General features: G+C 50.3%; 9 protein-coding genes and 1 pseudogene. 4 read left to right on the forward strand and 6 right to left on the reverse strand.

Annotated elements, in window-relative coordinates; all coding sequences use genetic code 11:
* Positions 1 to 7: 7 nt before the first annotated feature.
* The gene (gene recQ / locus NL324_RS03305) at positions 8 to 1,840 is read right to left on the reverse strand and encodes a DNA helicase RecQ (protein WP_253306332.1); all 1,833 of its coding nucleotides are present in this window, start codon (positions 1,838 to 1,840) and stop codon (positions 8 to 10) included.
* Positions 1,841 to 1,899: 59 nt separating this feature from the next.
* A pseudogene (locus tag NL324_RS03310) lies at positions 1,900 to 2,769 on the reverse strand (phospholipase A).
* Between the two features lie 499 nt (positions 2,770 to 3,268).
* On the opposite strand from NL324_RS03310, the gene NL324_RS03315 reads away from it, so the two are divergent.
* The 4 genes from NL324_RS03315 to NL324_RS03330 all read left to right on the forward strand — a co-directional run bounded on the left by NL324_RS03315 (position 3,269) and on the right by NL324_RS03330 (position 7,111).
* Positions 3,269 to 4,534 (forward strand): inverse autotransporter beta domain-containing protein, encoded by a 1,266-nt coding sequence (locus NL324_RS03315; protein WP_253306333.1) that lies wholly within the window; start codon positions 3,269 to 3,271, stop codon positions 4,532 to 4,534.
* Between the two features lie 202 nt (positions 4,535 to 4,736).
* Positions 4,737 to 4,946 carry an NUDIX domain-containing protein gene (locus NL324_RS03320; RefSeq protein WP_253306334.1) on the forward strand — a complete coding sequence of 70 codons (210 nt, stop codon included), beginning with the start codon at positions 4,737 to 4,739 and terminating at the stop codon, positions 4,944 to 4,946.
* Positions 4,947 to 4,991: 45 nt separating this feature from the next.
* The gene (locus NL324_RS03325) at positions 4,992 to 5,132 is read left to right on the forward strand and encodes a hypothetical protein (RefSeq protein ID WP_253306335.1); all 141 of its coding nucleotides are present in this window, start codon (positions 4,992 to 4,994) and stop codon (positions 5,130 to 5,132) included.
* Between the two features lie 362 nt (positions 5,133 to 5,494).
* Positions 5,495 to 7,111, forward strand: a complete 1,617-nt coding sequence (locus NL324_RS03330) for an ABC transporter substrate-binding protein (protein WP_253306336.1) — start codon at positions 5,495 to 5,497, stop codon at positions 7,109 to 7,111.
* 92 nt (positions 7,112 to 7,203) lie between these two features.
* On the opposite strand, the gene corA is transcribed toward NL324_RS03330, so the two are convergent.
* The 4 genes from corA to dapF form a co-directional block, all read right to left on the reverse strand.
* Positions 7,204 to 8,154: a magnesium/cobalt transporter CorA gene (corA, locus tag NL324_RS03335; protein ID WP_253306337.1), complete on the reverse strand. Its 951-nt coding sequence runs from the start codon at positions 8,152 to 8,154 to the stop codon at positions 7,204 to 7,206.
* A 46-nt stretch (positions 8,155 to 8,200) separates the two neighbouring features.
* Positions 8,201 to 10,453 carry a DNA helicase II gene (gene uvrD / locus NL324_RS03340; protein WP_253307115.1) on the reverse strand — a complete coding sequence of 751 codons (2,253 nt, stop codon included), beginning with the start codon at positions 10,451 to 10,453 and terminating at the stop codon, positions 8,201 to 8,203.
* Positions 10,454 to 10,533: 80 nt separating this feature from the next.
* A complete protein-coding gene (locus NL324_RS03345; RefSeq protein ID WP_436298254.1) occupies positions 10,534 to 11,505 on the reverse strand; it encodes a tyrosine recombinase XerC in 972 nt (323 codons plus the stop codon).
* A 5-nt stretch (positions 11,506 to 11,510) separates the two neighbouring features.
* Complete coding sequence (gene dapF / locus NL324_RS03350; protein WP_253307117.1) at positions 11,511 to 12,374, reverse strand: diaminopimelate epimerase; 864 nt, start codon at positions 12,372 to 12,374, stop codon at positions 11,511 to 11,513.
* Between the last annotated feature and the right edge of the window lie 11 nt (positions 12,375 to 12,385).

The following is a 12,385-nucleotide window of genomic DNA, read 5'->3' on the forward strand; positions in this document are numbered from 1 at the left end:
CGGGAGATCATCCTGGTGATTGCGTGGCTATGAGGTGTAGAAAACGTTGGCCAAAACGGGCCAATTTGCGCTGACCAATGCCGCTAATAGCCAGTAAGGCTTGCTCACTACTCGGACGCTGCAGGGCCATCTCTTGCAAGGTGGCGTCATTAAAGACCGCATAAGGCGGAAGGTTCTCCTCTGTGGCAATGCTTTTGCGTAACTGACGGAGTTGTAGGAATAGCGGATCGACTGTCTGGCTGCCCGCACGCTGACGACCTCCAGCACTCCCAGAGTGGAGTAGATCGGTCCGTGGCACCGCTAACATCAACACAGTTTTGCCCTGTAATACCGGCCTAGCGGCTTCAGTCAGTTGGAGTGCCGAATAGTGTGCGACGTTCTGTACTAACAATCCTAAATGAATTAATTGGCGCAAGATGCTGGTCCAGTAAGCGGCGCTCTGCTCTCGACCTAACCCATAAACCGTCAGCTGATGATGCCCCTGATCGCGGATCCGTGCTTGGTTAACCCCTCGTAAGATCTCTACCACATAGCCAATCCCAAAACGCTGGCCCACTCGATAGACACAAGAGAGCGCTTTTTGCGCATCCAATAGCCCATCATAACGCTGCGGCGGATCACGGCAGATATCACAATGGCCACAGGGCGTCTGCCGGGGTTCCCCAAAATAATTCAATAAGACTAAACGGCGACAGGTTTGAGCTTCGGCAAAGGCCCCCATGGCATTCAATTTATGGGACTCCACCCTGGTGGCGGGAGAGGCTGGCTTATCGGCCAGTACACTCTTTAACCAGGCCCTATCGGCTGGATCATAGAGCAGTAGTGCTTGTGCTGGCAGGCCATCACGGCCGGCCCGGCCAGTCTCCTGATAGTAGGCTTCAATAGTCCAGGGGAGATCATGGTGTACAACGAAACGGATATTGGGTTTGTTAATCCCCATTCCAAAGGCGATAGTGGCCACGATGATTTGTAGATCATCCCGTTGATAGGCCTCCTGTGTTTGTTGCCGTTGGAGACTCTCCAACCCAGCATGGTAGGCAGCAACGCTGGCACCGCGCTGCTGTAAGCGCACTGTCAGCTCCTCTACCTTGGCACGACTCCGACAATAGATGATGCCACTATTGCCCTGTTGCTGCTGGATAAAGCGCCACAGCTGTTCCAAAGGCCTAAACTTCTCCTGGACCGTGTAATCAATATTAGGACGGTCAAAGCTGCCGATATAGCACACTGGGCGCTGTAAACAGAGATGATGGGTGATATCCCGTCTGGTGGATTCATCCGCCGTGGCGGTGAGGGCCATCAAAGGAAGGTTTGGAAACCGCTGCTTGACACGTCCAATCGCTTGGTACTCTGGACGAAAATCATGGCCCCACTGCGAAACGCAGTGGGCTTCATCGATGGCCATGAAGCTCAGTGACTCTGGTAAGCGTTCGAAAAAATGGTCCGATAGTAGCCGTTCTGGCGAGATATACAGCAGTTTGAGATGGCCAGCCTGTAGTTCGCGCCAGTGGCTGCGTTGTACAGCTACTGGCTGAGCGGCGTGCAAATAAGCAGCACTGACGCCATTCAGCAGCAGCTGATCAACTTGATCCTTCATCAGGGCGATCAGTGGTGAGATCACTAAGGTGCACCCCTCAAGCGCCAACGCTGGGATTTGGTAGCAGAGTGACTTACCCCCACCGGTGGGCAGTACCACCAAGCTGTCTCGCCCACTGAGCACCGCTTCGATAATTTCCAATTGCCCACTACGAAACTGCTGATAGCCAAACACTTGGCGTAAAATTCGCAAACTCTTGCTGGCGTGATCGACTGAATCTCTGTTTGCGGATGCTGCGGACACACCAACCTCTCTCTAGATTTTTTGGCTAATGGGACCTGTCCCCTCCCGCCTGCTCATCACTAACCGGAGGGTGGAATCAAATCTAAGATCAAACCGATGCCTAGGCGCGATTGGCGGAAATTATAATCAATTAAACTTTCACCGTAACCATTAAACCACTGTAAGTACAGATGTAGCCCTGGAGTGAGTGGATAGTGCCCCCCTAACTCATAGCCTCCATAGCCGGTAGACCAATGGTAATAATGCTTTAGATAGATCCGACTTCGGTTATTAAAATGATAAGCCATTTGCAGCTGGTAGTAACTTAAGTAGCGTGTAATATCGGGATTATCATCCCCTTCCCCCTCTTTTAAACGGATCCAGGACTTTAGATCAAGGTGCCATTGGCCTTGTTGTGCCAAAAAACGGGCATAAAGACGATTCCAACTACGGGAGGTGCGGTAGGCGCAGCCATTAGATTGATGGTTAAATCCCAGCTCAAGCTGATTGAACTGCTAGCCCCACCGGGACAGCGGTGTTCGCCAAGCGATAAACAGTTGCGGCTCATAATTGGTTTCACGGAATGGCGAGGAGATCACAGGACTCAACAACTGCCACCAAACACGCTGGGTGTAAGAGAACCCTAACCAGCTCTGATTCCCCAGGATGTTATCCCACATCGAGAAGGCTACACTGAGTTGAAATTTAGCTTCTGCTGGCTTCAAATCATTGGCATAGCACCGTGCATAATGTAGCACTGCTCTGTTGATAGGGTGGGTCTGGGTCACTAAAAAATAGTTGGCGTCGTAGGGCAGTAGTCTGAACGACCGCATAGGGGCCTGCTCACTGCTGAGCGTAGCGGTCTGCGCCGCTGCCGGCGGCCCTCCTCCCAGTGATCCCCCCAATAACCACAGACTCATCAAGCCTCTACTGCATAAATGCCTGGCCATCCCATCACCTGCCGTTTTTTAACCCCTCCAGCCATCCTAGGGTAGCGATTGCAACGCCGTCAATATTCGGAAAATAAATTCTGTAGCGGATATCCTTCGTGGGCTTGTTTCCTTAAAAGAAGGCCGATCATCCCAGGATATCCTGATCCTCAATAGGTCTAAAACGATATAAAAAGTGATAGCAAACAGGTTAATAAAAAAATTTTGGACTATCTTCTATTTTGTTAACCGTTGGAAAAAACACTCTGTTGTTCCCTTATTTGATCCGGGCCGATTTAAATAAACACTTTTATATTGATTATGATCTTATTGTTTTTTAAATTTAATATTAGTTTTTTTATAAATAACAATCAATCTAACATTATTCATTAATAGTAGACAGGATTGATTTTATTGATAATAATATTAAAAAAGTAATCATTTTACAGATCACGCTGGTCTTTTTTATTGATTAAATTTCAAACGATCAACCTTTTCTGTTTATTAAATCAATAGCCCTATGACCTATTTATTACACATTGCCCTCTCCGGTTGGTTGCTCATCACTGCTCCGATCATCATCGCGGCTGGGGCGGTGGATCATGGCTTGACAAGCCATGATGAGTCTTCAGCGACTGTTCAGGCCTCTCCTGACTTTTATTTAGCAGTCGGGGCGCCTAATGAGGCGGTACTCATTGAAGGAGTCTGGCCCTTAGTGCAAAAGCCTAAGCAGCTACTATTGCTACAAGGGGCCTGGCAGCGTCAGCAACAGCGCAATCTATTGAGTCTAGGCGTGGGATGGCGCTATTTTCCAAAGACCCATTGGGGGGTGGGGTGTAATCTATTTTATGATCAAGAGACCTCACGACAGCAACGTCGTTTAGGCTTGGGGGCTGAGACACAGTGGCAGTCGTTAACACTAGCCATCAATGGCTATCTCTCAGCTAATGGCTGGCGAACAGTGCGTGATTTGCAAGAGTATCAGCAGCGTGCGGCCAACGGTTATGATGTGATCTTACGGAGCTATCTCCCCGCCTTACCCGCTATTGGCGCTTCCGTACGCTATGCCCACTATTTCGGTGATGCAGTGTTGTGGGGTAGCGCGCGACAACGATACCAGAATCCACAGCAGTGGTGCTGGGGGATTGATTACACGCCGATCCCGCTCTTGACCTTAGCCTACTATCGGCAGACCGATCCAGACGGCCAGGCTAAACAGCAGATCAGGGCGGTATTGCGTTACCACTTTTCCCTCCCCTTATCGCAACAATTGGATCCGCAGCAGGTCCCCAGGCTACATTCAGCAAGGGGACAACGGTTGGCACGGGTGCAGCGTGAGCAGCTGATGGCTTTAAAGTATGCCGTTCTAAGCGATAATAAAGTGCTTAGATCAGAAGAGAAGGCTAAAGCTAAACAGGTAGCTAGTAGAACTGAGATGCCTGCTAGAGCTGAACCCGTAGCTAGTAGAACTGAGGAGCCTGCTAGAACCGAGCCAGTAGCTAGTAACCCTGAGGAGACTGCTAAAGCTGAACCAATAGCTGGTAGAACTCAGGAGGCCGCTAGTAACACTGAAGATCCCGCTAGAGCCAAGAAGATAACTAAAGAACTTGATATGTTTAGAATCGCAGAAATAAGAAGAATCGGGATTAAGTGGAAGAATATCGCTAAGTCCAAGAGCCATGGAAAGGAGGAGATGGAGAGAGGTTTATCGAGTGATTTGAATGAGCTAAAAAAAAATATCGAACTGTTCAAAAAGAGTTATCATTCCTCCAGCAACCAAGAGTGAAAAACTTTTCTGGGAATATTGCATGGGGTGAACCCAAGTGTGCATCCAACTTATAAGCGCTGTAAACTAGTCTGTGTAAATGGGCATCATGTAAAACAAGGTAACCTAACCCTTGTTAAGAAAAGCTGATCTATGGCTATGAAAGTAAAATCAATTGATAAGTTATTGAAAGATTGAAATAGTACTGAGGCTATTTTCGATTGTGTTATCACAACCACAGCCAGGACAACGCGAGACTACTGCCTGGGAGCTGCCCGGAGGTAAAATGGCTGCCGGCGAAACCCCAACCACCGCCTTAGTCCGTAAGCTACCAGAAGCGTTAGGGATCACTGTCTCGCCTGATAGCCTGATTCCATTAACCTTTGCTACCGAGCGTTGCCAACAGCAGCAGCTGTTAGTGCCGTGCTATTGATGTCGTAATGGCTATCAGAAGCCAGAAGCTCAAGAGCAACAGTCGTTGGCTTGGGTTCAACCACCTCAGATCCACCATTATCCCATGCAGGTTGCCCATCAAGTCACTTTTTATCAGATAGCCTATCTCCTAGGACGCTATTCGCCACTCTGGGCACAATACGCTCATGCGATGATCAACTACTAAAAAATAACATTAACGCTGATGGGTATTGTCTAGCAGCGGAGCTTTGAAGAGCTGACCGTGAGGGTGAATACCCTAATACAACCAAGACTAATTGGATAATTTATTAAAATAAATTAACAGATTAGTTAATTTTAATAAAGATAATATTTTTTAATTAACAAAATACCAAAAAATCCTCAGTATTCAGTTTTTAAGCCAGTGATGACTGCTCCCTAAAAAATTAAACAGGATTAGCTATCAAATAGCTTGTTGAGTTATTATTAGGATGAACGTTGATAATAGTTAACAACGCCTGGACAGGTGATTCCATGAGTCAAAACAGACAGCAATGGTTGCGTTTTATACTAATAGGAGTGTTAGGAATGGGTTGGTTTCACGCGATTTTACGAGCCTACGGATTACCCGTTAAACCAGCTAAACCACCCTTAGCCGCCGTACAGCACTTGGTGATCAACAATGGTGCTGATCCCAAATCGCTCGATCCCCATAAAACCTCAAGTGTACCCGAAGCGAATATCATAGATGACCTCCTGGAGGGGCTATTTATTTTTGATCGCCATGGCGAAGTAGTTCCTGGGATGGCACTCTACGCTTACAGCTCCAATAAAAAAACCTGGAGCTTTCATATGCGTCCCGGGGTAAAGTGGTCCAACGGTGATCCCCTGGATGCTCGTGACTTTGTTTATAGCTGGCGGCGGCTGGCCGATCCTAAAACTGCCTCTCCCAGTGCCGATAGCTTACGGAGCATGAAAGTGGCTAATATCGACGAGATCTTGGCCGGAAAATTACCGCCGGAGGCCTTGGGCGTGAAAGCCCTTGGGCCGCTGACACTGCATATCACGCTATCGCAACCGTTAGGATTTTTAAAGCAACTGCTCGTCGATAGTAGCTTGCTACCGGTACATCAATCGACTATCGAGCGGCATGGGGATGAGTGGACCCAAGTGAAAAACTGGGTAGGCAATGGCGCCTACTGTCCCAAAGAGCAGGTGGTGAATGAAAAAGTGGTGCTCAGCCGCAATCCCAACTACTGGGACAACAACCAGACCGTCATCGATCAAGTCACCTATCTACCACGCAATGAAGAGGCTGAATTAGCTGGTTATCGAAGCGGTGCTATTGATATCACCCACGCTAAAATTCCCACAAAACAGCTCCAAAAGTTACAACCTGAGTTTCCTGAGGAGTATCGACTATTTCCGACGCCTGCTGTGAGGGGTTACCTATTTAATACAAAAAATCCCCCCTTTAATGATGTGCGGGTACGTCAAGCCTTAAATCTGGCCTTAGATCGAAAATTCATTATGCAGCAGTTGTTAATGCCGGAAAAATATCTAGCTTATAATGTGGTTCCCGATGGGTTAGGTGGGTTAAAAGCCTACCAGCCGGATTGGATCTCCTGGAGTTTTGAACAGCGCCTGCAAATGGCTAAAAAACTACTGCAAGACGCCGGGTTTGGACCCCACCATCCGTTGTGTTTTACCTTACTCTATAACACGACTGAATTTAATAAACAGCTGGGACTTATAGTCCGTACGCTATGGGATGCCCATTTAGGTGTTAAGGTGACTTTACTCAATCAGGAATGGAAGACTTTTTTAGATACAACAAGTACAGGCAATTACCAGGCGGCATACCGTAGTGTTTCTGATGATTCTGGGGAGCCCTATGGGTTACTGGGTGACTATCTTTCCTATAGTTGCCGGAATGAAACAGGTTATAACAGCCCAACTTTCGATAACTTGCTTGATAAAGCTCTGGATAGTCTCTACGCTGCTGAGCGTTCTGCCCTGTATCACAAGGCAGAAGCACAACTAGCAGAAGATGTGCCGCTGATCCCACTGCTCCATCCCGCCGTGATGCGTTTGGTAAAACCCTATGTCGTTGGTTTGAGCGACCGTAACACCATGAATCGGTTTTATACTAAAGATCTCCATATCGCCAAACATCCGCTAGCGCCTCAAAAAGTGCGGCAGTAGGCCTTCAGCTCACGAGTAACTGATTCTCACACTATTTCTATACACCCCTTGCTCTGCCATACACTCACTTTTGGCAGGGCTCAGGGGCTCACTTACAACCACCCTTTACGTTTGAAATAGAGATAGGGCACTACGCCGGCCAGTAGCATCATTCCCAAAGACATGGGGTAGCCCCACACCAATTGCAACTCCGGCATATGGATAAAATTCATACCATAACTGGAAGCGACCAAGGTGGGTGGTAGAAAAATCACCGACACGACCGAGAAAATCTTGATAATACGGTTCTGTTCAATATTAATAAAACCCATGGCGGCTTGTAATAGGAAATTCACTTTCTGGAATAGCGCTTCATTGTGCGGGAGCAATGAGTCAATATCTTGCAATATTTCTCGCGCTTGCACGGATTGATTATCATGCATTCTGGTTTTACGTAACAAGAAATTCAGTGCTCGCTGGGTATCCATCAGACACAACCGCACTTTCCAGCCAATATCTTCCTGCTCTGCCAAAGTAGACAGGGCCGTATCAAAGAGTTCCCCCTGTTTACCCCCCAAAATAACCCGACTTAAGGACTCCAGTCCGCTATAGACCGTTTCAATTTCATCCGCTAGCTGTTCAATTTTAGTTTCAAAGAGATCCAGTAATAGCTCATAGGCATTCCCGTTCACCAACGTCTGCCTACGAGCCCGCATCCGGTATAAGCGAAATGCCGGCAACTCCCGCTCACGTAGCGTGTAGAGCCGTTCATCATGAATGGTAAACGCTACGGTCGCATTGCCGGAGCGATCAACCGCATCCTGGTAGTAGAAGAATGAGTGAATATGCAGACCATTGCTGTCTTCAAAGCAGCGGGCACTGGCTTCAATATCATCTAGCTCTGGTTGTGTAGCCAGCAGTTGACCTAGCTGCTGTTTAATAATCTCGCGATCATGCTCCTCCGGCTCTACTAGATCGATCCATACAGCGGTGCTCAGATTGACCTGCTCATCCAATTCCAGCCGCACCAGACGGCGCTTATCCAGTGTAAAGGCGCTGAGCATGTTATTATCCTCTAGGGGTTGACGCTATCACTAGCAGTCGTCATATTTAAGGAAGCCTATCCAATCTAGCATAAGCGATCACCAACCACTTGGTTCCCTGAGTATCAAACGAGACCTGCACACGGCGATGCGGTTCACTCCCTTCGAGTGCCACCACCTTGCCGAGGCCGAACTTCGGATGTGAGACCCGTTGCCCCAGGGTGAAAATCCCCGCACCCTCTGCAGCCGGCCTAGCTGACGCCCAATCACTGGCGGCGCTGGGTGGTGGCGCTGGCCGCTGGGCTGCCGTGCGGTCTAGGCGTGGTTCGCTCGGATCTACCCGCCCCCGTGGGGTGGTATAGCAGCCATATCCTACCCTGTCAGCTGGCAGCCTCTCCAAACAGTGCTGGGGCAGTTCAGACAGGAAGCGCGATGGCTGCTGTTCCGTAGAGAGGCCATACAGACGACGAACGGCGGCATAGCTGATGAAGAGTTGATTCATGGCGCGGGTGATCCCGACATAAGCCAAGCGCCGCTCCTCCTCCAAACGTTCACCCTGCCTTAAGGATTGACTGCTCGGAAAGAGCCCCTCTTCCAGACCGACCATAAAGATCTGGGGAAACTCCAGACCCTTAGCGCTATGCAAGGTCATTAACTGCACCGCCGGTTGATCAGGGCCGCTACCGCGCTCCCCAGCCTCTAACACCACATGGCTGAGAAAGGCCTGCAGCGGGCTCTGTTGTGGATCCTGCTCATCCAGTTTAAATTGGCGGGTCGCGGTCACCAGCTCTCGCAAATTGTCTAGACGTGTCTGCCCCAGCTCCCCTTGAGTCTGTTCATAGAATTGCCACAGCCCCGAGTGGCGAATCACCTGATCGGTCTGTTGGTGTAGGGGTAAATCCAGACTATCACGTGCCAGGGCTTCAATCAGCTCTAGAAAGCGTTGTACTGCCGCGGCTGCTCGTCCAGTTAATCCCTGTTGTTGTAACAACTGTAAAGCGGCAGGCCACAGAGGCGTCGCGTGCGCCCGTGCTGCTTGGCGGATTAACAGTAGTGTACGCTCGCCAATGCCGCGGGTGGGTGTATTAATCACCCGTTCAAAAGCGACATCATCCTGGCGGTTCACGATTAACCGCAAATAGGCCAAAGCATCTTTGATCTCTTGGCGCTCGAAAAAGCGCAGGCCGCCGTAAATACGGTAGGGGATATTGGCGCGTAACAGCGCCTCTTCCAATACCCGAGATTGTGCATTATTCCGATACAGAATGGCACAGTCACTGAAGGGACGACCCTGTCTCTGCCAGCACCGCAGCTGATCCACCACAAAGCGTGCTTCAGCCAGCTCATCAGTGGCACTATGCAAAGTAATTTGAGCCCCTAACGGACTCTCTGTCCACAGATTTTTGCCAAGCCGGCCGCTGTTATGCGTGATTAAGGCATTGGCAGCCTGCAAAATATGGCCGCTCGAGCGGTAATTTTGCTCTAGGCGTACCGTAGTGACTGCTGAGAAGTCCTGACAGAACTGCTGGAGATTCTCCACCTGCGCCCCGCGCCATCCATAGATAGATTGATCATCATCGCCAACAATCACCACTTTAGCGCTCTCACCCGCTAAACAGCGGATCCAGGCATATTGCTGGCTATTGGTGTCTTGAAACTCGTCTACCAGGATATTGGTGAAGCGTCTACGGTACTGCTCCAACACTAGCGGCTTATCTAGCCACAACTCATGTGCGCGCAATAACAATTCAGCAAAATCGACTAGACCCGCTCGATCACAGGCCTCTTGGTAGCTCTGATAAATAGCGAGCCAGGTGCTCTCTGTACTAGAATCACACACCACAACGTGCCGTGGTCGCAATCCTGCCTCTTTTTTGGCGTTGATATATCCAGCAGCTTGGCGGGCTGGCCACTGCTTCTCATCTAAATTCCGTAAACGAATCAAGCGTCGCAGCAGCTGCAATTGATCGTCTGCATCGATAATTTGAAAATCTAGCGGTAATCCCGCCTCTAGCGTGTGGATCCGCAGCAAGCGGTGCGCCATGCCATGAAAGGTGCCGATCCACACCTCATGGTGTGACCGCTGCAGGAGCTGGTCGATCCGTTGGCGGATCTGTCCAGCAGCTTGATTAGAAAAAGTCACCGCTAAAATAGTCGAAGGAAAACAGCGCTCTACCGCTAATAACCAAGCGATGCGATGCACTAATACCCGGGTTTTTCCGGTGCCAGCACCTGCCAGCACTAGCAAATTGCCACGGAGCGCTGAAACCGCCAGCCGCTGCTTTTCATTCAAACCTTCGAGTAACGCCGATCCCTCTATCACGGTGCCCCACCTACGGTGATCTTCATTGCCACGGAGTATAGCAGCCTAAAGGTGCGAGCTAAAGCAACCTGATAGTGCTAGGAACGATCCAGTGAAGGCTTGCGCCGTTGGGCTCGTGGATGGCTGGCGTCGTAGACCGAAGCCAGCTGCTGGAAGTTTAGATGTGTATAGATCTGCGTGCTCGACAGGCTGGCATGCCCTAATAACTCTTGTACCGCTCGCAAATCACCGCTGGCCCCTAGCAGATGGGTAGCAAAGCCATGGCGCAATCGGTGGGGGTGCAATGGACTGCTCAGCTGCTGCGATCGTCCCCACTGGGCTAAGCGCTTCTGTACGGCCCGTGCTGACAGAGGCCGCCCCTGCGCTGTGACAAACAGGGCATCCCCTTGTCGAGGCAGCGTGGCACGCCACTGCAACCACCGCTGTAACCACTCGATGGCCACGCTGCCCAATGGCAATTGACGCATTTTCCCGCCCTTGCCAACCACGCGGACATCACCGCTCTCCAGGTTAAGGCAGTGGATCGTTAACCCCACGGCCTCTGCCAGGCGTAATCCCGCCGTATAGAGTAGCTCCATCAACGCCCGATCCCGTACCGAGAGCAGATCACTGGCCTCCAGGTTCAGCAGTTTTTGCACTTCATCGACCTCTATACCCTTAGGCAATAGCCGGGCCTTCCGTGGTAAGGTCAACCGTTTAACGGGGTTAACCTTCATCCCCTCACGCTGTAGCAGGTAGTTGAAAAAACTGCGGAGCGCCGAAAATCGCTGCCGTAAACTGGCAGCACTCAGTCCAGCTAATTTGCCCTTGACGGCCAACTGCCGCACCCAGGCCTCATCTAGCTGTGTCCAGGTGACCAAACCGCAGATCGGCATCTGGCTAGCCAGCACGGCCAAATGACGGCTATAACTCTGTTGGGTGTGCGGACTTAAACGACGCTCAACCTTTAAATAATTCAGGAACCGGGCTATCGATGGCTCAAGACCCTCTGCTGAATCTGTGCTGATCTCAAGCGTAGTCTTTGCGGTCTCTTTAGGGAGATAACGCACTGGATTCACCACGGCAACCACCCCTCATAAACGAGGCTCGCCACGCTGATCATCGACAGCGGATGCCCAGGACCTAGCCACTGAACCTGCAGGGTTCCTCCAGGGAGATCAACCAGCACTCGGGAGGACAATAGCCCCTGATCAATCCCACAGGCTACTGCAGCACAAGCACCACTGCCGCAGGCTTGCGTTTCACCGACCCCACGCTCATAAACCCGTAAGCAGATCTGCTGGGGGGTCACGATCTGCATAAAACCAACGTTGGTCTGCTGTGCAAAGCGCTCATGGGTGGTGATTTGTGCTCCCAAGAGCAGCACCGGTGCACTACGACAATCCTGAACGGCTAATACACAGTGGGGGTTCCCCATCGAAACCACCCCACAGGACACTGTTTTCTGTGACAGCTGTAGACAATACTGTTTTTCACGCTGAGCCGCCTTAAAAGGGATTTGTGCGGGTTCAAAGCAGGGCTCGCCCAGCGTTAGTTGAATACGATCATCTGCCAGCACCGTCAGCAAGAGCTGGCCGCTGTGCGTACTGATCCGAATTGTGCGGCGATTAGTCAGCCCTTTGAGTCGCACAAAATAGGCTAGTGCGCAAGCACCATTGCCGCACTGCGCGATCTCTTGGCCATTGGCATTGAACATTCGATAATGAAAGTCTAGATCGGGATCATAGGGGGGTTCAACCAGCAATAGTTGATCAAAACCTACCCCATAGTGGCGATCGGCCAGCTTGCGTATCTGCTCTTCGGAGAAGAATACTTTTTGGGTCACTGCATCCAGCACCATAAAGTCATTCCCCAGGCTCTGCATTTTGCAAAAGTGGAGGCCTTTTTTCTTCAAAGCAGGGCGGCTACTGAACAGCATACTCATAGGCG

Source organism: unidentified bacterial endosymbiont (assembly GCF_918320885.1).
In the GTDB taxonomy this organism is placed as follows: domain Bacteria; phylum Pseudomonadota; class Gammaproteobacteria; order Enterobacterales.

Coding starts and splice junctions, on each gene's coding strand:
- dapF (WP_253307117.1), bottom strand. CDS start 12,374: ATGCTGTTCAGTAGCCGCCCTGCTTTGAAGAAAAAAGGCCTCCACTTT.
- NL324_RS03315 (WP_253306333.1), top strand. CDS start 3,269: ATGACCTATTTATTACACATTGCCCTCTCCGGTTGGTTGCTCATCACT.
- NL324_RS03330 (WP_253306336.1), top strand. CDS start 5,495: ATGGGTTGGTTTCACGCGATTTTACGAGCCTACGGATTACCCGTTAAA.
- corA (WP_253306337.1), bottom strand. CDS start 8,154: ATGCTCAGCGCCTTTACACTGGATAAGCGCCGTCTGGTGCGGCTGGAA.